The following is a 24536-nucleotide window of genomic DNA, read 5'->3' as shown; positions in this document are numbered from 1 at the left end:
CCGCAGACTCAGCCCCCGCTACGAACGCGATCCCCGCAATTACCCCCCCGGCCCCGCAGCTTTGACGGTGCCAGGCGGTGGCGGGCAGGCGGTCGGGAACGGTGTCCGCCAGGGCGGTGGTCCGGCCCTGGTTGATCCGCACCCGGGTGCTGCAGGCGACGGCCAGGACGTAACCCAGTCCGCGTGCTTCCAGCACCAAGCGCAGGCCGGGATCTTGGCCGCATGCCTCGTCGCCGGTTACCCAGGACGCGCTGATCCCGGCAGCCAGCGCCGCTGTGCTGCCGTGTCCTCGTCGCGCGGGCCCTCTGCTTTCTACTGCGGGTTGGCTTTCCTCCACTCGGTGATGATCGGGGCGGGGATGCGTCCGCGGTCGGGCAGCTGATAGCCGTTGGCGCGGGCCCATTCGCGTACGGCCTGGGTGTCGATGGAACCGCGTGCTGTCGGCTGAGCTGGTGTGGCGGTGCTCGTGGCGTGCTGGAGTGAGGGTGTGAAAGTGACGCCGTGCTCGAGCAGGCTGTCGGGGAACTGGGGGACGTTCGTGCGGCCGCTGAGTATGTCGGTGAGGAAGCAGGTGAGGTTGCCGTCGTGGGTGTACCAGCGCGGACCGCGGGCCTCGCGGACGGTGATGCGCCAGTGGTCGGGGTGGGTCAGGGGTTCGGTGATCCAGAAGAGATGTTCGCCGTTGTCGGTCACGCCGATGGCGAAGAGGTGCTGCGGATCGTGCGGGACCGGGTAGGTGCCGTGGTCGTGGTCATTGCGCAGCTGTTCGCGAAGCGTGGTGGGCATAGGGCCGGTGAGGTTGGCCCATGGGGTGGGGGAGTGGGGGTGGTAGATGTGCAGGAAGTCGCAGAACGCGCCGGGACCGTAGGTGGAGGCCAGTTGTTTGTAGTCGGTCGGCAGCCTCATGCCGAGCGTGGTCTCGACGGTCTGCCAGTCGATGGCCTGGTGGGTGCCGGGGGGCGGGCACAGGTGCTTGAGGTCGTGGAGGCTGGTCACGGTGTGAGTCCTTGGCGGTGTCGCTGCTGCTGTCCGTGGGCGGGTTGTCCAGAATCGAATGGGCGGGTGGCCCGAGGCGTTCCCGTCCGCGGCGTCGGCGGCCATGGTGCGTGCACCGATTCCCGGTGCACTTCAAAGAATGCCCTTGGGGTTCTTGTCGGTGCCTGTGCTGCGGCTGTCTGGCCGGCCGGTGCTTCTCCGTGCCCGCACTCACGCGCGGTCGTCTGTAGTGCCCCCGGGGCAGCCGGGACAGCGGTCGTGCCTTCGGTCCGCTGCCCGCCGTCGGTGCCTGCAACCCTGCCACGTCTTCGGCGGACGCCTCATACAGCCGCGTCCCCCACCGTGCCTCACGGTGGTCGCTCGGGTTCCCCCTTGGTCGTGCCCCTGGCAGCAGGTCGCCGCGGTGCTGTCGCCTCGCTCGACTGCACGGTCGTCGCTGAGTTGGCCTACAGACGTGCCCCGCCCGCGTGAGGGCGTGGTTGACCCGTTGGTGCGTTAGGGCGTTCTACTCTGGGAGAGGCACTGCCTCCAACCGACTGGCAAGGAGCACCAGGCTGTGAATGTCGAGATCCCTGCGGACATACGCGACACCGCCTCACAGCTTGGGGCCGGCGTCCCTTACGCCCTGAAGGTGTTGGCCGGTCAACTGGCCGACGATCCGGACATGGGCCAGCCCTCGGGGCTGCCAGGCATCCTCACCGTGGTGGTCGACGGCGACCTGTTCGAGGACTGTCCCGCACTGGCTATCGGTTACATCCGTGAGCCGGACCGGATCGAAATCCGTTACGTGAACCCGGTCACCGCCACGGAACCCGCCACAGAAGCCGAGGACCAGGTCCAGGTGGCCGAACCTGCCGCCGACCCAATCTGCGTGAGGCAGATCGACGACGCCTGGCGCCGCATCACCGGCTGGCTTCAGCATCATGCCCCGGACTCCTACGCTTCCCTCCGCGCCGGCGCGAGCCCTGCGGTAATCACAGCCGTCGAACACGCCCTCGGCCTACACATCCCCGCCGACCTGCGCGCCCTGTGGTCGCTGACCGCGGGCGACGACGGGGTCGACGGCGCGGGATGCCTGCCCGGCAACCAGGCCCTGATGACCCTGGACGCCGTGACCGCCTTCTACCAGCAGCAGATGGAATCCCAGTCCCACCAGGACACCCTCAACGCCCGCCGCCCCGAGTACGACCGGATCACCGTGTGGAAAGCATCCTGGATCCCGGTTGCCTCCTACGGCGCAGCTGACCGCACCTCTGGCCTGTACCTGGATGCGGCGACCGGCTACCTGGGCCGCTGGTCCCGCTACAACGAAGGTTCCGGCGACGAGCTGGAGACGCTGGCCACCTACCTGGAAGACGTCGCCGACATGCTCGACGCCCCGGCCCTGGCCACGCGGGACAAGCCGGGCCTGGTCGGCGGGGCGCTGGTGTGGGGCAGCAGGCTCACCCTCGCGCAGGAGGACCGGTGGCAGCCTCTGACCGGCTGAATGCACACGAAGAGGGGGCCGGTCCTGTGACCGACCCCCTCCCTGACCTGACGTTCAGCTACGTCAGCCGATCTTGCGCCACGTACAGGTCGTCGCGGCCGACGTGCAGTGCTCGAAACCCGCAAGGGTCACGAAGAACCCGTCACCGTCCAGCATCCGCCACGAGGGAGCCGGGAACCCGGTGAACGCCCGCTGGTTCTGCACACTGGGGATCGCAGCACGCCCACACCGCTCCGTCCCGCTCGGCCCGTTCGTTGCCGTGCGGGTGTCCGCGAGGATGCCGAAGTTCGCCGAGCCGTCGCCCATCTTGTCGGTGAACAATTGGGCGCACTTGCTGCCGGACGTCACCAGGTTCACGCTCTTGGGGTAACCGCCAGACTCATGCGTCGAGGCCATGGCGAACTCGTCGCAGTCGACCGACCCCACCGACGCGTCGGACGGGTGCACGCTCCAGGTGCTGTCGCAGACGCGGGTTCGGCTGTTGTCCGACGTCCACGTACCGCCAGTGCTGTTCGTCAACGGGGTGTCTGGGCCGAGGTAGTGCATCAGGGAATCCCACCGCTTCGAACCTGCGTGATCAGGCATCACCTGCTGCATGTACCAGTAGTACGCCCCAGCGGCCGGGTACAGGTTGGTGTCCACGGTCCAGTTCGGCATGAAGTACGGCAGCACACAGCCCGGCGCCGAGCCCCTCACGACATCGTCGCAGCGGGGTGCAAGCTCTCGTACCTGTTCAATTCCGGAGCTTCCGAAGTCCGCCGTCGCCGACGCGCTGTCGCTGGCGTCGACCGTCGCCGTCACTGACCACCCAAGGTCGATCGTCTCCTTGCCCGTGCCGCTCCAAGTGGTCTGCACCGTGCCCCACCGGCTGGCGTACGGATGGACGTCGTCGGCGTCCCAGTAGGCGGTCGGTCCGGCGTTGTTGGCCTGACCGTCCTGCCACTTCACATTCGACGTCACACAGGACTTACAGGTGGAGCCGATGTTCCACTTCATGGTGACGCCTTCGAGAGCGGCATCGACCGAGACCGGCGCAATCATGATCTGCTGGTCGAACTCGGCGAAGTCCGACCCGGATGCGCCCTTGTTCGGGTAGGCCTTGATGCGCTGCTCGAAGTCGAACTTGGCGAAGCCGATCGTCGCATCCCGGCCGGAATCGATGAATACCAGCGTCGCCGACCCGATGTTCTTCAAGCATGCCTCGCCGCGGGTCATATAGTCCTTGCCCAGCGGCTGGCTGTAGCACCAGTCGACCAGCTCCACCGCCGGCGCTGCAGCTGCTGCAGCAGGAGCTTTACCGGCCTTGCGCGCCTTCGCCTCCTCCGCCTTGCGAAGCGCCTCGGCGCGCTTCTTGGCACGCGCTTCGGACTCTGCGGTGGGAGGGGACAGCTCGACACAGAGCGTGCGTCCCTTGCTGTCCGCCTTGCCGCAGCTGCGCTCCTGGGGGGCCGGTCGCTTCGCCGCGTCGTTCCCGGCCACCGCCGGCAGCGCCGGGCCCGGATCTGTCCGGGTGATCTCGTAGAGGTCCTGCGCGGTCGGGTCGATCGTCGACGACGCCTGCGGTGCGGGGAACTTCACGTACGGGTCGATGCGGAAGTCCGCCCACGGCGACCACGTGGTCTCGTACAGACTGCCGTCGTAGGCCGAGGTGCGGAACTTGTACAGCACGCCGGGCTTCAGCTTGCCGTACGGCACCGTCACCTTCGCCGTCCCGCCCGAAGCCACGTACGGCGACACGAGCACCCCATGCTGACCCGAGCCATCAAGGTCGACCTGCGCCTTTGGGGTTCCGTCTGCGTTTGTGGTGTACACCTGAAACGTCAGATTCGCAGTGTCACCATCGGCGTCAGTCACGGTGTTCCGCAGCACCACCTGCGGAGTAATGACACGCCAGAAGGTGCCCGACTTGGCGAACTTAGGACCGGCCGCCGGCGTCTTCCCCGACACCGGCCGCGCACCCCCGGCGGCGATGGCCGCCAGATTCTGCGGTCCGGCCGCCGCCACCGCCGCGGGAGAAGCCCCCAGGCCGGGTATAGGCGGAGCCGGAGCAGCCGCTGCGCTGCCCATCCCCGCCACTAACGCCAACGCAGAACCAGCAGCGATATGCCGCCACGCCGACGAACGTAAGAGTCTCACTTCGTCAATCCCCCTCAAAGATGGATTGTGCGCGCCGGTCGAAATCACAGCACGCCTATCCGTGAACCAACATGATCGAAATCATGGTTTACAGAGCATGGGTCGATTCGTGCCAGCGTTCGAGACGCGCCCCGTATTGGGCGATTGGGGGATGGGCAGCGACATAGGTGCCGTACCGCCCGGACCGGCTGAGCGCAGATACCTGCGTGAGCTAGGCCAAGATCACGGAGAAGAGCAAGACCGGCGCCGTTCACCTTGAGCCGCGCGATGTCGTGTGCCTCGCCGAGGTCGAGCCAGACGTCTAACCTCGCGGCTGGGAGCCCGGTACTTCATGGTGTACGTTGCCGTGTTCAACAAGTGTTGGGTGAGGGCCTCTGGTGCTCCGGCAGGTTCTGGAGAATCACTTTGATCGACGTGGGCGCCCCTCGCCTGCTTCGCGGTCCGGTCCCCGACCATTCCGGTCGGACTTTCCGCTCAGTCGGACCTGTCCGTCATGATGAACGGCATCAACGTACAGAAGCTGGGGGTGTGTTGGAGAGATCGACGGAAGCGGAGCTAGGGGATCTGCCCGCGCTCCGGCGCCCGGCGGCTGGAGCCGCGGCCCGCTACCTGGGCGGAACCCACTGGACATACGGCCGGGACCAGGGCGTACATGGCGAGCACTTCGCCGGGCACTGGCGGACGGACGAGGGTGTCGTGGCCGTGGTCTACCCGATGGAGAGCAGGTTCGGTGAGGCGGCGGAGCTCTTTGACGTGCACACGGCGGCCGACATCGTCGTCGTCGTCGGGTACACGTACGCCCATGACGGGCCCGAGCTCGACGCCGTGGACCGGGCGCGCCCCGGACTGGCCTACTCCCCGTCATGGGCCGAGCTGGCCGCCCACCTCGGTGCCCCCGTTCCGTGGTGGCCGTCCGCGCTACGACGCCCTGACCACCTCACTGGCTGGCGGCCCGGTGACAAGCCGCGGCCGGTCGAGGTGGTCACCTACCCGTCCTGGGAAGCGCTCTACTCGCTCGCGGAACGGGAACCCGCCGGCTCCTCCGTCCGGCGCGCCTGCTTCACGATCGGGCACCGTATCCGGGCGGGAGCGTCAGAGGAGGCGCTAAAGCGGATGGATAACCTCCGCAGCTGGGCCGCGAAGCGGGACGTTCACCTGCCGCTGGTCTTCCCCGCCGTTCCGGACATGACCGATCAGCGTCTCGCTGAGGTGGCGACGGACGACGTCGTCGGAGTCGGGCTCGCGGCGCTCTGCGCACGCACCGATGAAGCGGCGGTGGAGTGCCTGGAGCAGGTCAGTGCCTGGAGCGGCGTGGAGGACCTGCCGTACGGCGGCACCTTTAACCTGACAAGGAAGGACGTCACGCGGGCCGCCGCCGAGTGGATCGACCGGCTAAGGGAGGTGCCCCCAACCGCCCTGCACCGGCTGCAGGGCGCGGACTACGACACCGTGGGCACCTTCGTCGATCCGGTGACCGGCAGCCCTGTGGTAGCTGTCAAGGGCAAGTTCAGCTTCCGCGACATCCGCGAGATCACCTACATTGGGCGCGCACCCAAGCGCCTGCCCGCCGGATCGGTCCTCAAGGAGGTCGTCCTCGACGACCCGGTCTGGGTACGCACCGCCGACGGAACGGTCTATCCGGCCCCCGCCATGGACGCGCCGGGTCTGGCCTGGGGCTACAGCGGCTCTGGCCCGCTTACCCTCGCCGAGTGTGTCGGGCGGCTGCTCGACGACGGGGGCGCCCACGCGGTCACGTACGGCGACGACGGCCGTGGCAAGGAACCCGGGCTCGGCGCGCTCTTCAAGAAGAAGCACCGGCGGGGGACGCACATCACGCGCCGGGAACTCGAACGCGCGCGCACCTCCGCCTGACCGTCGCCCCGCTCCCTCACACGCACCAGGAAAGGCCCTTTCGCCATGCCCCGACGCCGCCCGCGCCCCGCGTGGCAGATCGCCGACTTTTTCGCCATCAAGCGCGAGGCGGAGGTGTACCTGGCCACCGTGGACGCATGCCTTGCCGAGCCAGTCGTCGCCCGACGCCTGGGCGTCCGGCCGCAGGCGACCGCGGAGAATGCCCGGGCGGCGATGCTCTCTGAGGCCAACGTAGGGCGGGCGCTCGAGCCTTCCAGGGAGGCCCAGACTCAGTTCCGCGCCCTGCTGGAGGAACACGAACGGCTGCGCCAGCGACGCGACTACCTCCGCCACGGCACGCACCCGGCTACTGTGCTCCTCTGCGCGGTCACGATGCTGACGCTCCTGTTCGCTGCCTTTGCTCCATGGACGACGGTCCTGGTCCTCGCCTTGGTGCCACCGCTCACCGCTGCCGCGATCTGGCGGCATCCCGTGTGGCGCATGAGTGTCCGGCTCAACCTCCATGAGTGGGCACTGAGACCGCGCGCCCTCCTCTTGGCCAGAAGGATCCGGTGGGCCGAAGCGACCTGGAGCCGGAGCCTAGAGGAGAACGGTGTGCGTCCGTTGGTCTCCCTGGTGGTGGAGGCGCTGCTCGGCGAGGACCGCGACTCGCTCCTTTTAGCAGACAGCTACGACGGTCTGCGCTCGCCCCGCAATCCGCGGTACGTGGTCGACAGCCGGGCGGGCCGGAGCCTCGCCGGTAAGATCACCCAGCTGGAGGGTGGCGGAACCATCGCCGTAAGTGGGTCCCGGGGAGCTGGCAAGTCCACCCTGCTGGAGACCTGCGCGGGCGACGCGGGGCTGGCGGTCGTCATGCAGGCACCAGCCACGTACTCCCCTTACGACTTCCTGCTGTCCCTGTACGTCAGGACTTGCGAGGCGTATCTGGTACGGCACGGCCAGGACCTTCCCGAGTTCATCAGGCTGTCACCGTTCCGGAGAGCGGCGCGCACCCTCTTCCCGGCCATCCGGAAGGGGGGCTTGTTGCTGGCGTTCGGGCTCGCGGCGGCGGCCCTGGTAGTCGTCGGCACGGCCGCGAGCACGCGCGCCTTGGTGGGCCGCCACCAGGGGCCCCTCCGCGCGCGGGCGGCGGACGTGTGGGACCGCTACCTGGCCGATCCGGTGCTGGATGTCTGGCGGGGTGAGCGGATCGGAACGGCCCTCCTTATCGTCCTTGCCGGTGTGCTGCTGTGGCGGCTGCGCCGGTGGACGCGTTGGGAGGACCTCCGTCCGCGCATCGCGATTGGGGTGATGGGGGCCGGGGTGCTGCTCGCGCTTGGCTCTGTCGGCTCGCTGTTCTTCGACGACGACATCCGGGCCGTCGTCAGGAAGATCGATATCGGGGACGACCCCCTCATGCTCCTCCTAGCGTTCGTACCGTTGTTCGGGTTCCTTTACCTCCCCGAGCTCCAGACACGTTGGCAGAAGCACGTGGCGTTGACCGCCCTTCTTGCTGCACTCGCGCTGCTGTTCACCCGGCCCCTGCCGCAGGCGGTCGCGGCTGATCCCGACAACCCGGTCCGACTCGCCGGCCTGTTGGCCGGGATACTGCTCTACAGGGCCGCCGCCCGACCACCGGCCACGCCGTCGCCCCTGGTGAGCGCCTGCCGCGACGAGCTGTACCGGCTGCAGACAGTGCAGACGGCCTCCTCCGCGATCAACGCGGGGACGCCCCAGCTGATGACCGCGCAGACCACCACGCTGTCAACCCTGCCGCCGAACTTCCCCGAGCTTGTCGCCGATTACCGGGCCTTGCTGGCACGCATCGCCGGAGAACAGTACCGGCTGGGACAGCGGGTGGTGATCGCGATCGACGAGGTCGACCGGCTAGGTTCCGACACACAGGCACTGGCGTTCTTGAGCGAGATCAAGGGCGTCCTCGGCGTGCCCCACGTCCACTACCTGATCTCGGTCGCCGAGGACGTCGGAGCGTCCTTCGTGCGACGCGGACTGCCGCACCGGGGGGTGACGGACAGCTCCCTGGACGACGTGGTGCATGTCCCGCCCTGCACGCTGGAGGAGTCCAAGAAGATCCTGGAGCGGCGCGCGCCCGGTCTTTCCGAGCCATTCAAAGTGCTCACCCACGCACTCTCCGGCGGCGTTCCCCGAGATCTGATCCGTTACGGCCTGAGATTGGACGAGATCGAGACCAAGACCCGGTTTGTCGAACTCACCGACATCGCCGGGCAGCTGATCCTGGAGGAGCTCACCGAGACACTGTCCGGCTTCCGCACGCTGCTTAGCAAGCACCGCTGGACGCCGCGCAGCAGCGCGGTCCTCGTCACCTTTCGGAACCTTGTCGGCCAACTGCCCCCGCCCTGCCCCTGCGGATCGTCCGAGCTGCGGTCGGCTCTGGAGCAGGTCGCCTTCCACCATCTCGGCCGGCAGCTTGGCGACGACGCGGCGGCGGAAGTACCAGATGAGGCCCGGGAGCTGATGGATGAGGCATCGGCGTACGTGCTGTTCTCGGTCACCCTCCTCGACATCTTCGGTACCAGCGACCTCGCCCGCCGCCGGAGCGAGGCAGCCGCGCGCGGCTCGGCCGGGGACCTTGAACTCCTTGGCCAAGCCCGTCAAGAGCTGGGGGTCTCCCCGTACAGCGCCCGGCAGCTGATCACTTCTATCCGAGCCGCCTGGCAGTTGCCCGACGAGCGGGCCGACCGGGCGGCTGAGGTCCCCGCTCCGCGGACCGGGGACTGCCCGCGCCACCCGCGCGTGGGTCGGGAATAAGTGGAGATCGTGCTGCGCGACCGCATCCCGGACGCGGGCACCAAGCCGTTGTTCCAGCTCATCAAGCAGGGCGCTGACGCAAGCGTCCTGACGGCCCGGCAAGCGGAGTACCTCGACTACGGCCGGAAGATCCGCAACGGCATGGCGCACGGCCAGACCACGCACGCGGCGATGCCGCTGGCCATGGCGGTACCGATGCTTACCACCTCGTTCACAATCGTCTCCGAGCTCCAACACCGACGCCGTCCTCGCATGGCCGACCAAGACCAGCGAGGTCCACCTCTTCGAGCTCGACAACGGCACCATGTCCCAGGCCCGCCTCGCAACCGAGGTCTGGGACTACGAGCGCTACGCCGGCCACCGCGTCTGGGCAGGCGCCCGCGGCACGATCGGTTCGACGTACCCGTTTCTGGCAGCGCCACCGCTACTGCGAGACTGAGCAACTCCTGCCGGGATGCAATGTGCCAGCCGGATGTCGATGCGCGGCCTGGTCCGGGGTGGGCTCGGCCCGGCGCCGTACACCGATGGCGAGGAACTCGCCTGTGAGCTTTGCGGCAGCGGGTTCTCCCGGAAGATCTGCACGAGGGCTTCTGAGTGATGTTGGTCCGCCTTCGTCTTCTGCCTCACCTTCGAAGCAAGTGATCCCGCCAGCTTTGCTGCCGATCCAGCGTTATAACGCTGACTAGCTCCTGCGTGTGCAGGTGCGGTCAGGCCACTCGCTGCCGCTCATGCTCAGGTAGCTGTGGTAGATCCAGCCGATGTCGCGGGCGTGGAACCAGTGGCTGCCGTACGAATTCTGGTAGTGGCAGGTGAGGTACACGTACCGCCTGTAGACCGTTCCTCCGGGGCAGGCCCCGTAAGGGCCATGGTGGAAGACGGCGGACTCGCCGTTCTTAGTCTCGACGCGTGTTCCCCCGGAGTCCTCGTTGGGGTCCCAGCAGTCGGCCGCGAAGGCGGGGGAAGCGGTGGGAACAGCGGTGCCGACGGCGAGCGCGGCAGCGACTGCGAGGCCAGCGGCCAGACGTCGTAAGTACATGGCCAGATTCCCTTCATGCAGAGGTGTCCCGGTTAACAGCAGCCATCACGCTCAGCCAATGTCCGGGCGTTGACGTCGCTGGATCATTCACGTGGTCCGAGGAGACGTTTACAAGCCCGCGACCGAGAAGCCGTGGCAGACCCTTTAGTTATGGATACTCCAGATTCGTCGTTGAACACCCCTGCTAAGACGCACGAGGTTCTCGGCTCGATCTGTCCTTCATAGGGGCCGGCTGCGCTTCCACACTGAGGTCAGGGGCGGCTGACCGTCTTGTACGAATGCGAACTGCGGGGAGGGAACTGGCCGTGGGGAGACACATCCAGGCGCGGCCGACGGCCGAGCGGGCCGTGCGGCCGTCACCTCAGTGGTTACGGGCCCATGTCGTGAGCTACACCGGCTATCTCATGCACGGCGCCCCTCCGCGGCACAAACTGTCCATCCCGGCGACGACCGTCAGTCTGCTGCTGTCCTGGGGTGACCCAGTGCGAGTCCTTGCTACCCGCAACGAGGCTCTGGCGGGCACGCGCTGGGAAGCCGCCTTGATCGGCCTGCACACCACCGCCGTCAGCACCGAGGTCAGCGGTACGGCTCAGGGAGTGCAGATCGACTTTACGCCGATGGGCGCATACAGCATGCTCGGCCTGCCGATGTGGCACCTCGCGGACACGATGGTGGATCCAGCCGACGTGCTGGGCAGAACGTGGGTGAACCAACTGGTCGGCCGCCTGGCTCAGACTTCGGAGTGGGCACGGCGCTGGAAGGTGCTTGATGAGGCGATTGCCAGACGGCTGGCCGTGCGACCGGGACCCTCACCGGTAGTCGCGGAGGCATGGCATCGCCTGAGTGCTTCGGGCGGGACGATGACGGTAGGCGACCTCTCCGCAGCAACCGGACGCTGCCGACGCCGATTGGAGGCGCTGTTCCGCGACCAGATCGGGCTGCCGCCGAAACGGCTGGCACGGATACTGCGCTTTCAGAGGGTTATCACAATGCCGCAAGCCATCGACGGGAACTGGGCGGAGATCGCCGCACTGTGCGGCTACCACGACCAATCGCACCTGTCGCGCGAGTTCCGTTCGCTCACCGGGCTGACGGCAAACCAGTTCCGCCGGTTCGCCAACCAGCCTGGCAACACGACCGCCCTACCTGTCAACGGACGAATCGTGTCCCTCCGTATCTGCTGACCCACGCTTCCAGGCCATGCGCCCCGCCGCTGCCCGGACCCACCGTCTGCCCGACTCGCCGATGAGTTTGACGAAGCGGGTCTCGCTCATGACGTCACCGATGGCCAGCCGCCCATCGGCCAGTGCGAGCGGCCCTCGAACACCGTGGTGAAGAAAGGATTCGGTCCCGTTCCTTCGTCGAGCGACTCTTCGTCGATCCGCTCGACGAAGAGTCGCAACGTAGTGGTGCCGGTGAAGGCTCAGATCCAGCTCGTCAAGGTAGCAGTGCGAGCGTCGCGCGGTGCGTCACTGCCCGGCGGGTGCTCGGGTGCCCCATTCCGATCTTCGTCAGTATCTGGCCGAGGAGGTGGAGGGCTCGTGGCCGGGCTGGTCCTCCGCGCGCTGTTCCCGTCCAGTAGGCGTCAGTGAGCTTCTCCGTCGCAGTGAGGATCTGGTGGTCGTTCTGGGTGGCCAGGACGAGGACGAACCGCACGTAATCGCCGATGTCGGTGCCATGGGTGTGCTGGTGCGTGAAGGTTTGAAGGCGCGGTGTCAAGGCGGGCAGGGTGCGGTCCGTCGGGAAGAGCACGGCGAGTCCGGCGAGGGCGAGGCGAACCGCTGGGCATTCGGCCGACCAACGGGCCAGTAGAGCTGGAAGGTGATCCTGGACCGCGCTGCGGGCGCGGGCCTCGCTGTCGGGATCGGCATGCTGCGGGGTGGCCGGCCAGGTCTCGGCAAGATGGCGCTCGGCGACAGTGGCAGCCCTGAACAGCAGGTCGACGGCTTGGAACCGGTGCCGGGCGGGAATGCGGTCATCGACCGCGAGGGCTGTGACCAGGGCGAGGCCGTCAGCGGTGGCCGGCTGGCAGGTGTCCTGGTGAAGGATCTCGCTGTAGAACTCGCCGAGGAAGCTCCGGTCGTCCCAGCAAGGGTCGACCTCTCCGTCGAACAGCATCGCGGCCTGGGGCGACCTGGGGCCCTGCATGCGGTCGGCGATGACGTCCCGGAACAGCTGCCGGATCGGCGGACCAGCAGCGTTCGTGGTAGGCCGGGCCTGATCGGGTTCGGCGTTCGTACCCATGGCCAGCGCAGCCTACTGGAGCGTCTCGGGCCGACGGCCCGATCGCCTGCGCGCTGGCCAGCCACGACCACCGCATCCTCGAACGCCTCCCCGACAAGGCCAACCGCCTCCCACGCGAGACCAGCGACGTCATCGAACGCCGCTGGCACTTCGATTTCACCGTCCACCCAGAACGCATCGCCCGCGCGATGGACCTTGCCTCCTTCAACCCCCGCGACCCGGCCACATCCCGCTCCCGCCGCCTCGGGCTCGCCGCCGCCCAGGCCTACCGCGACAACTACGGCCACCTCGATGTCCCCACCGACTACACCGACCCCACCGGCTACACACTCGGCACCTTCATCACCACCATGCGCGACGCCGCAAAAGCCGGCCGCCTCGAAGCCGACTGGATCGCCGAACTCGACGCCCTCGGCATGATCTGGGACAAGCACGACGCCGCCTGGCGCGCCCGCCTCACCGCCGCCGCCGACTACCTGCGCACCCACGGCCACCTCGCCGCCCCCGCCACCACCCCCATCGGCGCCTGGCTCGCCGAACAACGCCACCACGCCGCCAAGAACGAGCTGGCCAGCGCGCGCGCCGACGCCCTCACCCGTCTCGCCCCCGACTGGTGTCTCCCGCACGGCGCGGACTGGCACCGCAAGTACCACCTGCTGCGCGCCCACCTCGCCTCCGGCGCCGACCCGGCCGCACTCACCCGCGACACTCTCCTGGCCGGGGTGAAGATCGGCTCCTGGCTCCACCGCCAGCTCACCACCTGGCAGACCCTCCACCCCGGCCAGCAGCACCTGATGACCGCCCTCGACCTCACCCCCGCGACCAACCCACTCGCCCCGGCCCGCCGCACCCGCCGCACCTTCGCCCAGACCGTCCAGCTCCTGGAACTCTTCCTCCACCGCGAAGGCCGCATCCCGGCCGCGCGCGAGACCATCCGCGTCGACGGCGACACCGTCAAGATCGGCGCCTGGCTCGCCAAAGCCCGCACCAAGCACCGCACAGGCCAGCTCCCCGCCGACCACGCCAGCCTGGTCGCCGCACTCTTCGACGGCGACTGGACGACCGAGGCCGCCGTCCCCGCTGTCCCGGCTTGAACGCCCACCCGATCCTCGCCGGACACGGACGAGGGACAGCTTGTGCACGCCCCTCGATCTTGTTGTTGAACCTCTCCCCGCGTCGATGTTGAGCCGGTATGGTCACTGCACGTATGCACCCGGCAGCAGAGCGATGCCGACGTGTGTGGTAGGGCGATGTCTCGAGTGAGGGGGTGGTCGGGATCGTTGCTCCGACCACGGGACAGACAGCGGTACGGATGCTGTTCATTCTGGACCGGCTGGGGGATGCGTGCCGGGCCGGGGACGGCGTGCCGGAGTCGGCGGTGCGGGTGATTCAGTCCGAGCGGAAGTTGCAGAAGCTGGACTTCCTCATACGCAATCCGGACTACCTCACCAATGTGATCATCTCCGGGTGCGAAGAGGGCCGCCTGCCCGGTCAGCGCCTCCTGGATGCACGAGCAGTGCTCGAAGAGCGGGAGCCGGAGCTGCACACCTACCGGATGCTGCGGGGCCGACACGGGGCATTCGAGCAGTTGAACAACGCGCTGAGTGTGCTGCGGCACCTGGAGCTGATCGCCATCCGGCGGGCAGGCCGAGTGACCGACGCCAAGGTACGGCGCCGCGACTACTACCTGCTGCAAGCCGGGGCAGCCCGAGCGCAGGAACTGCGCACCACGCAGCCGCTTCTGGCCTGGTACGACCAGCAGGCCGCGTATGTGGCGATCGCGGCGGAAGGCATGTCCGGGGGACAGCTCAAAGCGCTGCAGTACGGACATGAGGAGTACGCGGGCACTCCGGAGGGGCGGCTCGTCGGAGGGATCACCGCCCGAGTCAGGCAGCGCCTGGAGACGGCATTGGCACGGGAGGGGCTGGCGGCGTGAGCCGGAGCATGACACAGGTCCAAGACGACGCAGCAGGACCGGTCGAAGCATGGCTGGAGGAGATCGCCAGGGCGTCCCAGCAGCCGGTCGAGGTGGTGCGCGAGGTCCTCGCCGATCACGGGGTACGGGCGCACACCGCCCTCCCGCGCCCCCACCGGATCCTGGTGACCGCGGTGGACTTTGAGGGCATCCGCCCGGCTCCCGACGGCCAGCAGCAGGACGTGGCCGACATCCCCTTCCGCTTCCACTGGGGCCCCGGGCCCGGCATGTGGTGCTTGGCCTCCACGGGAAAAACGAGGCCGGCAAGTCCAGCGTCCTTGAGATCATCCTGTGGTGCCTGCGCGGTCGGGCGGGCCTGCCGCGGGACGTGCGCAGCTGGCTGCGCCGCGTGCGCACCGAATTCCTTCTCGACGACGAGCCGCTCGTGGTGGAGATGACGGTGACCGGCGGCATCCCCACCGGCAGCGTGGTGTCGAAACGGACCGGCGCTGAACTGGCGTCGTTCGACGGTATGAAGGCCTTCGAGGAGTCGATGGACGCCTTCATGCTGGACCGCCTGGGACTGGAACCTCTGCGCACCCAGCAGAAGGCCCGCGGGGACGTGGAGGCGCTGCCGGTCACCGGTGAGCTGTCCTGGCCCTCCTACGCCAGCGGCCTGTACATCAACCGCAAGGGCCTGGGGCACCTGCTGGGCAACGAGTCGAGGAATGCGCTGCCCACCCGGCTGCTGGAGCTGTTCCTGGGTGCCCCTTGGGCGCCGACCATGGTCGCGGCATCGGTCGCCCAGAAGGTGGTGGCCGCCCAGCTGTCCGCAGCCCGGCAGCGGGCCGCCGCGGACGCCCAGGCACGCCGCGCGCAGCTGGGCGAGCTCACCCGGCAGCTGGAGGCCGAACGCGCCCGCCTTGAGGCGCTGCCCGAACAAGGGCAGGCCGCCGCCGACCTGAGCGCGGCCTACCGGACGCTGGCCGCCGCCACGGCGACGGCCGGCGATGCGCAACGCGGGCTCGCGGCAGCCCGCCTGCGGCACGACACCCTGGAAGAGCAACGGCACAGCCTCGCCCAGGCTGTGCAGATCGCCCAGGAAGCGGCATCGGCCCAGGCGTTCTTCCACACCCTGATGCCCACCGTCTGCCCCCCGCTGCGACACGAAAGTCTCCAGGGACCAGTGGGCCCGGGAGAAGGAGGGGCACTGCTCGCTGTGCACCTCCCGCCTGCCGGAGCTCACCGACCACAACCACGATGCTCATGGTGACGAAGAGACGGAGACGGCGGACGATCTGCGGCAGGCTCTGGCCGGCGTCCAGTAGGAGGCGGAGGAAGCCGCCGGCCTCCTGGCCGCAGCCCAGGCGCAGGCCTCCGCTGCGGCCGACGCCGTCACCCGGGCCGAGGCCGCCCTCCAGGGAGCCCTGCAGGATCCCGGCACCAGCGAACGGCGCACTGTGGAGCTGGCCGTGGCCCGCCTGGAGGGAGCGGTCGCCGAACGCACCGGCCGCTTCGCCGACCTGGACGCAGCCGTCGACATCACCCCACTGGAAGTGGCCAACGCCATCCTCAAGGCCGCTGAGAAGGCCGCGCACGCGCGCCGGACCGTTGCCCTGAAGCAAGTTCTCAAGGACGTCGAGAAGGACATCGTCACGATGGGCCGCGCCCTGGGACTGGAGATGCTCCAACGCGTCGAACTGGGAACCGGGGCCACCCTGACCGTGTGGAAAGGCGGCCAGCAGCACACCTACGGCTCCCTGACCGAAGGCGAACAACTGCGGTTGAAGATCGTCACCACGACTGCGCTGCTGCGGCACGGCATCCGCAGCGGTGTCGGCCGCCACCCCGGACTGCTGATCGTCGATTCCCCCGGAGCCGAGGAAGTCGACAGTAAGGATCTGCGGCTCATGGTGCAGGACCTGGTCAAGCTCACCGACATGGCGCCCGGGCTGCAAGTCGTCATCGCCACCGCTCGCGGTGAGGACGTGGCCTCCCTCATCCCCGAAGGCCATCTGCGCCTCGCCCCGCCAGGAGCGCGCCTGTGGTGACCGCACCGAATCCGCCCCGCCAGGACGCCCACCGGCGCCTGATCTAGAGTCCAAGCCGCACACATGTCCGGCGGCGGAAGGAGGCAAGACGATGCCCAACCCTTCAGGGAACCCTCTACGCCTCCTCGCCGACGCCCGCCACACCGGTGCACCCCCGCCTGCCCTGACCGACCTCGGCGGCCCGGCGATTCTGACCGACGCCCGCGACGAGCTGCTCGACCATGACGACCTGCCCGCCCTGGTGACGCTCGTCTGCAACGACGCCACCACACTGGCAAGCCCCACCGGCCGGGACTTCCTGCTCGCCGCCGCAGTCCCCGACGACCCGCTGCTCATCGAAGACGTCGTCACCGCCCTGCTCACCCACCCCGACGCCGTCCAGGTTCTCGGCGAGGACCTCGCCGACGCCTGGCTGGACGCCAGCCGTACCCGTCTGGACCTTGTCGGCGGCATCGCCCTGGAAGCCAGCGCCCGCCTCGTCCTGGCCGGCATCGCCAGCCACTACGCGATCATGGACCGGCTACGCCGCCTGCGCAGGGAACTGCCACGCATCGATGAAGACTTCGCCGCCCGCATTGTGCGCGTAGCGGGCGCACTCGCCGAACACTTCTCCGCCCCGGAAATCCCCCCGCTGCTGGAAGACCTGCTCGACCACGACGACGTCGCCGACGACGTCGCCTTCGAGCTGGGCATGCTCGCCCTGCGCCAAGCCCTCACCGCCGACACCCTGGACCACGCCCGCCCCAAACTCCTCGAAGCCCGTGCATACCTCAGTGACGCCTACTGCACGGAGGAACGCCCCGACGCAGCCGGCTTCGGCGCTGCCCTCGACGCCCTCCTCGCCTACAGCTCAGGCGCCACCATCTCCACCGACACTCTCCGCCAGCTCCAAGACGCGATCTTGGACATCCGCCTGAACCTCCTCGGCCTGCCCCCCGGCTGGCGAACCCCCCGCCTGGACACCCTGGGCACCTGGCAACAGCTCCTCGACACCCTCACCCGCGCCCAAGCCGCCGACCGGCCAGGCGCCTGGCTACACGCCGCCGCAGTCATCACCAGCCTGGTCGACGTCTACGCAGCCCACCGCAGTCTCGACCTGCTCACCCCGACCGACGGCTCCCTGCCGACCCATGCACCTGGCGCACCAGTTTCCGCAACCGGCCTGCACGCCGTCCTGGCCCCACGAGTGGAACAGAGTCTGCTCGCCCGTGAAGGCGGCCTGGCCCTGCTCGACCAGTGGCTCGCCGAGCTCAGCGCCGCAACCGGGACCGACCAGGACCCCACGACACCGGTCGTGCGGGAACAGGCCACCGCTCTGCGCGAAGCCCTGACAGCCGGAAGGCAAGGCTCCGGCCCAAAAGCTGACCGCCCGGCGACCGCACTCGCCGGGCTCCCCCTCCACCCCGATGATGCCAAGCGCCTGTCCGGCTTCCTTGCCACGGCCCCCGAGCTCACCGAACGCCTGGCCAATATGTGGGAGGCCCGTCAGGCCCAGGAACCCGTCGATGAGATCCCCGTCATCGCTGCCGCCTACCGCAAGACCTGTACCGAGCTTGGCCAGCAGTGCCCCGACGGCTACACCGGCCAGTTCGCCGCTGACATCGACCGCATTCTGATCTACCTCCTCCGCTTCCTCGACCTCAGGCTGAACGAGACCCAAAAATTCGGCGGCGACGCCCGCAAGTACCTCCGCCGTCTCAAGAAGGACGAAGACAAACCCCTGGAGAAAGAGCTGGGGAGAGACCTGCGCGACTTCCTCCGCGGCCAAGGCCTGCGCGCCGAACTGGAAGTCAGCAACGTGGGAGCTGGACGCGTCGACATCGCCTGGCGCCCCCACGACGAACTGATCACGTTTGAACTAAAACGAGACTGGACCAACTCCGCCTGGGACGCCTACACCAAAGCCTTCCTGCCCCAGGCCATCGCCTACCAGGTCAACGGCCCGCCCGTGAACTTCCTCGTCGTACTCGATCTCACCGACAAGCCCGACGGCCTGGCCGCAGTGCCCGCCTGCGTCCACGTCCGCACGGTCCCCGGCCCCGCCGGCGACCCCAGACCCCGCACGGTGATCATGCTGCGTATCCAGGGAAACAAGCGTGACCCTCACGAGCTGTAGACGTCCCATCAGCGCACACGCTGCGGTGATCGTTGTTTCTGCTCGCGGCCAAGACGGCTGACCGCCGCTACGGACCGCTCGAAGCTCCCCGCGCCGTACGCGTCCACTGTGCTTTCGAGGTCGTCGTACGCCTTGCCGCACAGCAGGCAGCCGACGGGCCGCACACCGTCGTTTCCGGGTGTGATGGGCGCTGCGAAGTGGCCGCAGGACAGGCAACGCAGTGTGTACTCGCTGGCAGGCCCCAGTTTCTCGCCCAGGGGGCCAAGGCGGTGGTCGACCAGCCCGCGGATCCGGCCGACCAGGGGCCGGATGGCCTCCATCAGTTCCCATGCCTCTTCTGCTGCATCACTGGTGTCGTTGGGCAGCAGTTCCTCGTCGATGAACGTCAAAAGCAGGTCGAGAACCGGTATGGCCCGCGCCTCCACGGCGACGGCGGTGTCGGTTGCGCCGGAGTGCGTGAGACGGTTGCGTAGCTCGACGAGCGCCTTGAGGGAGGCGTCCTCCGCAGCGATGGGGTTCGAGACCTTCACGTCGTCGCGCAGGCGCTCCAGCGCGACCGGTGTTCCGACGCTCTTGAAGTCACCCTGGCGGTGGAGCCGCTCGTCGAACTTCTCGGGTTTCACCCAGACCAGGGCGGGGTTATGCAGCTCCAGACGCGCCTTGAACAGGGTCTCCGCCGCGAATTGAAGGTGGAGTACCGCGTACTTCAGCGCGCGGCCTTCCGGCTCGTCGATCAGAGAGCTGACTGAGCTGTGCAGGTAGTCAAGGCCGTTGATGATGACCGGGAAGTGCATGTCATCGCGGCTGCTCATCTTGTCCTCCCTGGGTGGCGGCGGCCTCGGTTAGGTCTCACTCAGCTGAAGCCTGATCACCGAGTCCACCGCCAGCCTACGAACTTCCATCCGGTCTGGCGTCGCAGTTCGGAACACGCGGACAGACTGTGCCCACGGCTCGCGGCGCGCGGCCAGCACCGAGAAGGTGGGCTCACCGCCCACACGGCATCAGGGGGTGACGTGCGCGCCGTCGAGCCGCCGGTGCACCATCGACAGCGTGGTGAGCAGTTCCAGCAACTCCTCGTCGGTGACGGTGCGGTGAAGGCGCGGCTCGTGTGCGGCTGGGTTGCGGTACATGCTGAACAGGCCCTTGACTAGGTTCGCCAGCCCCTTCTGCTCATCCAGCTCGGGCCCCGTGGCGTTCGCGTTGATGGCCACCCGGGCCGTGCCCTGGCCGGGCATGAGCACCGCGTCGACCAGCCGCGCCCCGTCCAGGCCCTGACCGGTGAGCTGCCGCAGCCGGCCGGCCACCGACTTGACCGCCTCCAGGCTGGCGTGGAAGGGGTTCTTGGCCAGGATCTCCAGGGTGCAGTAGCGCAGCACCTCTGGATGCGTGGAGCGGCGGCGCAGTTCGGCCCGCAGGGAACTGGCGTGCCGTGCGGCCTCGCTCAGCGTGGCAGCCGCCGCCCCCCTGGCCACCTGCCCCTGGTCGTTCACCCGCAGCCCGACATGGACGAGGACTTCGTTGAGGTCGTCCTGCCGGCGCGAGAACGTGTGCGGCTGCTGAACGTAGCGCACCGGGGCCATCGCCTCTTTGATGAACGCGATCACGCAGTTCGACGCACCCTGGCGTGCCTGCTGTGCCAGCAGCGCTGCGGCCAGCCGGTCTCGCTTGTTGCCGCCGTCGGCGTCCGGCACCTTCACGACGGCCAGCAGCTGCCCGATCTCCCGCCCGGTCAAGCCGTGAGCGGTGTCGCCGAGCACACCTGCCACCGCCGTGACGACTGTTGCCGGCCAAGGCTCGTGACGTGTTGCCATGTCCCGTCCCCTTCCCCTCGTCCCAGGGCCAACCGGCCAGGATGACACGGGCACGGAAGACAGACGCCCCCTTTTCCACGCCCGTGAAAGACCGCGACCCCAGACATCCTCCGGGGCCGCGGTCGGCCCCGGTCTGGCCGGGGGCCGATTCCTGTGCACGTCCTGCGGCCGGTCAGCGGCCCCGGGTGTCGTGGAACCCCGGGGCCGCCGACCGGGCCTCGATGACAGCTACGCCGTGTCCCTTTCGGCACCGACGGTGGCCGTGAACTGTGCCTGCCGGGAGGGCCGGGAGACCAGTTCGGCGGGCGTCTGCGCGAGGTCGACGCGCGGGTGGGCGGATCCGTCCACCGGGTTCAGCAGCCGGGCCGTCCATCCCTCGGCGCTGCGGACCACCTCCAGGGCGGCCTGGTCGGCCAGCGGCAGCACGGTCAGCAGGGTCCAGGCCTCCTGCCGGGCCAGCCCGGCCGTGGGGTGCCCGTAGTGCTCGGCCAGCCGGTCGCCGACCGCGCTCGCTCCCTGGCGGCACACGCTGCCCACATACCGACAGCCGCGGCGGCTGTCCCACGCGACATACACTGCGCAACTCGCCGCCACCCGGCGGCGCACGAGTGCCGGACCGGCCGGACACACCACCACCGGCGAGCCCCCGCGGCCGTCTCCGGCCGCGGGAAGGTCGAGCACCGGGCCCACCAGCCGCAGCACCGGCCGCAGCGCCCGACTGATCTGCGCGGGCAGGGCGGGACCGGCGCTCATTCGCCGCCCTCCTCGTCCTCGTCGTCGATCACGATGATCGAGGTGTCGGCCGGCCCGAAGGCGACGAGGATCTCATCGAGCTTGTCCAGCTGGACACGCAGCGCCTGGACCCCGTCGAAGGTGCCGAAGATCCCCTTGCCGCGCTGACGGCTCATCCGGGCCAGCGCCCGCGCGGCCTTGGACGCGGAGGTGATGCCCTGCTCGAGCGTCCGGCGCTGGCGCGCGTCCTCCGCCTCGGGATCCTCCGGCTTGCCGTCCGTCTTGGCCTTGGCCTCCGCGCGGTTCTTGGCGACGGTGGCCACAGCCAGGGCCGGGTCGGCGGCGTAAACGAGGTCCCACTCGTAGTCGATGATCATCTGCTCGCCGGTCTTGTCGAGCATGGGCTCGCCGTCGCGGACCCGCACCCCGTCGACGTCGCGGTCCTGGGTGTGGAACAGCTTGGGCAGCACGGCCGGGTCGGCGGCGACGTGGGCGTGGGCGATGGAGTGCAGCATCTGCAGGCCCCCGGCCGTCTTCGACAGCAGCTCCAGAAGCTTCACCGGCGTCGCCCGGAAGGGCGCCTTGCGGCTGTCTCGGTCGGTGCCCTCCTTCGAGCCGCGGTCCCGCGTGATGTAGCCGTCGAGGATCGCGGCGGTCCCGCCGAGTACGGTCAGCTCCGCCACCGCGCCCGCCTCACCGGCCAGGGCCCGGCGAAGGACATCATCGAGGACCTCGAAGACGTCGTCGCCCTTCGTCAGCTCCCACGCCCGCTTCCACACCGTGTCGGTGATCGTGCCGCCGTTGCCGAAGGCCCGCAGCGGCTGCTCGATGCCTTCCTGGCTGCGGTAGGCCGACAGCGCCATGGGAGCCAGGTGGTCGCTGATGCGCTGCCGGTCGGCCTTGCCCATCCCGAATTCCTGCTTGATCAGGCGGTTCATGCCGTCCGCGTGCGGGGCCGCGAGCACGGCGTGCTGGTGGACCGCAGCCGACCACAGCCGGTGCGCCGGGATCCCCAGCAGCTCGTGCATCAGCTGCGGTCCCACCGTGCCCGACAGCACCCGGTACACGTCCGGGGTGATCAGGTCCTCGCCCCGGGCATGCCGGTAGACGCGCTGCATGCCCTGCGTGTTCTGCGCTCCCGGGGTCCACGCGGTGACGTGGACGTGCAGGTTGGCCAGCAGGTCGTCGCGGGCCGCCACCAGGTCCGGCAGGCGAGCGCCGTCGTCCGCCCGAGCCCCGACCACGACGGTCGCAGGGAACGCGACCGTGTGGCCCTCGCGGCGGGTGGCCTCGGTCAGCGTGGGCGCCGCCAGATTCTTGCGAACCCGCGCGGTCAGTTCGCCCACCCGCCGCCGCGCCGCCGTCTGTTCCGCGCGGCTGCGTTCGCCGGAGTGCTCGGTGGAGCCGATGACGGAGGCGGTGCAGGCCGAGATCGCCGCCTCGATGTCACCGCTGGTACGCGCCAGCCACATACTCACCAGCCGGCTGTTGCCGTCGCCCGAGACGAGATACGTGTCCGTGGTGCCGTCGGTGTACGTGACACGCATCACGAACAGCGTCAGCGGCTCCTTCACCCCCTGCTGGAGCACGCTCGCGGTGTAGTCGTTCTCGCCCTTTTGGGCGTTGAACGTCTTGCGCATGCTCTCGGCGACCGCCTGGGCCAGCGCCTTGCGATCCTGCATGTGGACGGTGAAGACCGCGTACGGCGTGCCGGTCTCGGCATCGGTCAGCGTCTCGTACGACGTCACCAGCGCCGGCGACGGCGCCACATCCATGGCCGTGTGCAGCTGGTCCGCCCACCGCTGGTTGATGAAGTCCGGCAGGACATCGAGGTCGAGGTAGCGAAAGTGCGGCGCCGTCGCGTACAGCGTGCCGCCCACGACCGGCTTGGCCGTCAGCAGGCTGACCGGCTCACCGTCCACCAGGGCCCGCAATCGCACGGGATCCACGGCACCCGAGGTGACGGCGCTCGCCGCGTCCTCGTCCAGCGAGGTGTCGGGGTTGCCGAGCAGCACCTTGCGCGTACCGCGGAGCTTGGTCACGGGCAGCGGGTCCGCCATCGGCTGGGGACGGCGCAGCAGCGGAGGCAGGCCGTCATCGGGCTCGGCCCCGTCCAGACCGTCGAAAGAAGTCATGAGCTCGCCCTCCCGGGCGTAGCGCGCAGCAGGAACCCACGGGCAGGGACACCCCTGCCTCCACTGCGCGCCGTCCACAGGGGGCGGCGAGCGCCGTCACGCTCGATCAGCGGCTCCCACGCCGTGATGTCCCGTGCCGACCGGCATTCCACGGTTCCAGGCGAGCTGCTGGTCAGCCGGTCCTAGGACCGAACTCCCGTCGACGACGGGTGCCAGCCGCTCTTCATGCCTCAGTTCGAACCCTGCGGCATGCAGTTCCGTGTATCCAGAGCGGTGCGCGGCCGGCACAGCAGCGCCGGCGACCACCGAGTGTACGCCAACCCGCCCCGAACCCTGCCGAATTGCTACAAACGATCAAAACGGGCGTTGTCCGATACACCTCCACCCGGACCATCGACATGGTGGAAACAAACCTATTCAGGCGTCTCGCCCAGCCCCGGCACCGGCATCACCCCAGCTCATCCCCGCCACTCTGCTCACGCAGGATGCGGATCCACGTCTCCATGAAAGCCGGCCGCACCGGCCTCGTCTCCGGGGAGCTGGAAGAGGGCCGAGTCGGCCGTGAGCTGTTCCACGAGCGTCTCGTACAGCCCGTCGAAGAGCGGCTCGAGGCCGACGGCCAGGCCCTCGGCGAAGTGCCTGGGGGAGGGGCTCAAGGCGATGACGTGGTCCAGGATGGGGAACATGCCCAACTCGTCGATCTTCGCCCGCAGCGCGGCCAGCGCCGGAGTGTCCGGCATGAACAAGGCGTGCATCGCATACAGCCCGTAGAACATCCGCAGCCCAAGCAGCACCGTCCGGGCCCGCAGCAACTGCTCATCACTGGCCTGCTGAACTGCTCCCAGCACGTCCGCACGGTGCTGGAGCAGCCCCCAGTCCACCGGCGGACTCTCCCCGCGCTCAACCGCGCCCAGCATCTGCGCCCAGTCCTCGGCCTCCGGCATCCGCACCGCCTACGGCCAAGGCGAGATCCAGCAGGTCGAGCACGCCGTCCACCGCTCACCTAACCGGCCCACCGCCAACTCACCCACCAAGGGGGCCCATGACCGATGACCAAGACTCCGTCACCAGGGCCGGGCCCCGATCCTGTAACCAGCCCGCACTGGCCGGGCGCCTTAGACCGTGTCCTACGTGGCGAGGCGGACGAGGCGCTTGTAGCAGCACAAGGCCGCGGCGAGACCGAGAAAGGCCAGGTAGTTGCGGGGATCGCGTTCGTAGCGGGGGCTGAGTCTGCGGT

General features: G+C 68.8%; 18 protein-coding genes and 3 pseudogenes. 10 read left to right on the top strand and 11 right to left on the bottom strand.

The annotated features are described in order from the left end of the window. Both IH00_RS45625 and IH00_RS45145 read right to left on the bottom strand, forming a co-directional pair. A pseudogene (locus IH00_RS45625) lies at nucleotides 1-280 on the bottom strand (hypothetical protein); the annotation flags it as partial. A gap of 32 nt (nucleotides 281-312) precedes the next feature. Further along, complete coding sequence (locus IH00_RS45145) at nucleotides 313-996, bottom strand: Lsr2 family DNA-binding protein (protein ID WP_031080290.1); 684 nt, start codon at nucleotides 994-996, stop codon at nucleotides 313-315. Between the two features lie 556 nt (nucleotides 997-1552). Between IH00_RS45145 and IH00_RS0134795 the strand changes: the two genes are divergently transcribed. Beyond that, nucleotides 1553-2482: an SMI1/KNR4 family protein gene (locus IH00_RS0134795; protein ID WP_039947737.1), complete on the top strand. Its 930-nt coding sequence runs from the start codon at nucleotides 1553-1555 to the stop codon at nucleotides 2480-2482. 63 nt (nucleotides 2483-2545) lie between these two features. Here the strand turns inward: IH00_RS0134795 and IH00_RS0134790 are convergent, their stop codons facing one another. After that, complete coding sequence (locus IH00_RS0134790) at nucleotides 2546-4549, bottom strand: hypothetical protein (RefSeq protein ID WP_158828113.1); 2004 nt, start codon at nucleotides 4547-4549, stop codon at nucleotides 2546-2548. A 597-nt stretch (nucleotides 4550-5146) separates the two neighbouring features. Here IH00_RS0134790 and IH00_RS0134785 point away from each other — a divergent pair. The 3 genes and pseudogenes from IH00_RS0134785 to IH00_RS42350 form a co-directional block, all read left to right on the top strand. Next, nucleotides 5147-6490, top strand: coding sequence for a hypothetical protein (locus IH00_RS0134785; protein ID WP_158828111.1), 1344 nt, complete (start codon nucleotides 5147-5149; stop codon nucleotides 6488-6490). A 45-nt stretch (nucleotides 6491-6535) separates the two neighbouring features. Continuing rightward, nucleotides 6536-9259 (top strand): ATP-binding protein, encoded by a 2724-nt coding sequence (locus IH00_RS0134780; protein ID WP_052411874.1) that lies wholly within the window; start codon nucleotides 6536-6538, stop codon nucleotides 9257-9259. A gap of 193 nt (nucleotides 9260-9452) precedes the next feature. Then, nucleotides 9453-9698, top strand: a pseudogene (locus IH00_RS42350) (replication-relaxation family protein); the annotation flags it as partial. Nucleotides 9699-9941: 243 nt separating this feature from the next. Here IH00_RS42350 and IH00_RS0134770 read toward each other — a convergent pair. After that, nucleotides 9942-10295: a hypothetical protein gene (locus IH00_RS0134770; RefSeq protein WP_031080279.1), complete on the bottom strand. Its 354-nt coding sequence runs from the start codon at nucleotides 10293-10295 to the stop codon at nucleotides 9942-9944. A gap of 383 nt (nucleotides 10296-10678) precedes the next feature. Here IH00_RS0134770 and IH00_RS0134765 point away from each other — a divergent pair, with 383 nt between their 5' ends. Further along, nucleotides 10679-11479, top strand: coding sequence for a helix-turn-helix domain-containing protein (locus tag IH00_RS0134765; RefSeq protein ID WP_158828109.1), 801 nt, complete (start codon nucleotides 10679-10681; stop codon nucleotides 11477-11479). Between the two features lie 253 nt (nucleotides 11480-11732). Here IH00_RS0134765 and IH00_RS0134760 read toward each other — a convergent pair whose 3' ends face one another. Beyond that, nucleotides 11733-12413, bottom strand: coding sequence for a hypothetical protein (locus IH00_RS0134760; RefSeq protein WP_158828107.1), 681 nt, complete (start codon nucleotides 12411-12413; stop codon nucleotides 11733-11735). Between the two features lie 314 nt (nucleotides 12414-12727). On the opposite strand from IH00_RS0134760, the gene IH00_RS41190 reads away from it, so the two are divergent. From IH00_RS41190 to IH00_RS0134735, 5 genes are all read left to right on the top strand, one after another. Next, nucleotides 12728-13633 (top strand): helicase associated domain-containing protein, encoded by a 906-nt coding sequence (locus tag IH00_RS41190; RefSeq protein ID WP_234335082.1) that lies wholly within the window; start codon nucleotides 12728-12730, stop codon nucleotides 13631-13633. Nucleotides 13634-13851: 218 nt separating this feature from the next. Continuing rightward, nucleotides 13852-14475 (top strand): hypothetical protein, encoded by a 624-nt coding sequence (locus IH00_RS0134750; RefSeq protein WP_052411872.1) that lies wholly within the window; start codon nucleotides 13852-13854, stop codon nucleotides 14473-14475. Between the two features lie 388 nt (nucleotides 14476-14863). Further along, complete coding sequence (locus tag IH00_RS43065) at nucleotides 14864-15727, top strand: hypothetical protein (protein WP_158828105.1); 864 nt, start codon at nucleotides 14864-14866, stop codon at nucleotides 15725-15727. A gap of 199 nt (nucleotides 15728-15926) precedes the next feature. Next, nucleotides 15927-16505 carry a hypothetical protein gene (locus IH00_RS0134740; protein ID WP_158828103.1) on the top strand — a complete coding sequence of 193 codons (579 nt, stop codon included), beginning with the start codon at nucleotides 15927-15929 and terminating at the stop codon, nucleotides 16503-16505. A gap of 91 nt (nucleotides 16506-16596) precedes the next feature. Next, entirely contained in the window at nucleotides 16597-18621 is a 2025-nt protein-coding gene (locus IH00_RS0134735) for a hypothetical protein (protein ID WP_031080265.1), read from the top strand. 8 nt (nucleotides 18622-18629) lie between these two features. Here IH00_RS0134735 and IH00_RS39220 read toward each other — a convergent pair whose 3' ends face one another. The 6 genes and pseudogenes from IH00_RS39220 to IH00_RS43605 form a co-directional block, all read right to left on the bottom strand. Continuing rightward, the gene (locus tag IH00_RS39220) at nucleotides 18630-19433 is read right to left on the bottom strand and encodes a hypothetical protein (protein WP_052411871.1); all 804 of its coding nucleotides are present in this window, start codon (nucleotides 19431-19433) and stop codon (nucleotides 18630-18632) included. A 189-nt stretch (nucleotides 19434-19622) separates the two neighbouring features. Then, nucleotides 19623-20378, bottom strand: coding sequence for a TIGR02391 family protein (locus tag IH00_RS0134720; protein WP_199819871.1), 756 nt, complete (start codon nucleotides 20376-20378; stop codon nucleotides 19623-19625). A gap of 282 nt (nucleotides 20379-20660) precedes the next feature. Continuing rightward, on the bottom strand, nucleotides 20661-21185 hold the full coding sequence (locus IH00_RS0134715) for a hypothetical protein (RefSeq protein ID WP_031080260.1): 525 nt from the start codon (nucleotides 21183-21185) through the stop codon (nucleotides 20661-20663). After that, entirely contained in the window at nucleotides 21182-23299 is a 2118-nt protein-coding gene (locus IH00_RS0134710) for a hypothetical protein (protein ID WP_031080258.1), read from the bottom strand. The genes IH00_RS0134715 and IH00_RS0134710 overlap by 4 nt, the downstream gene beginning before the upstream one ends. Before the next feature lie 476 nt (nucleotides 23300-23775). Beyond that, complete coding sequence (locus IH00_RS0134705) at nucleotides 23776-24243, bottom strand: hypothetical protein (protein WP_031080256.1); 468 nt, start codon at nucleotides 24241-24243, stop codon at nucleotides 23776-23778. A gap of 183 nt (nucleotides 24244-24426) precedes the next feature. Next, a pseudogene (locus IH00_RS43605) lies at nucleotides 24427-24536 on the bottom strand (IS5/IS1182 family transposase); the annotation flags it as partial.

The organism is Streptomyces sp. NRRL S-118 (assembly GCF_000716335.1).
Taxonomy (GTDB): domain Bacteria; phylum Actinomycetota; class Actinomycetes; order Streptomycetales; family Streptomycetaceae; genus Streptomyces.
The sequence above is the reverse complement of the archived record's forward strand: the minus strand, read 5'-3'. Positions and strand labels throughout refer to the sequence as shown.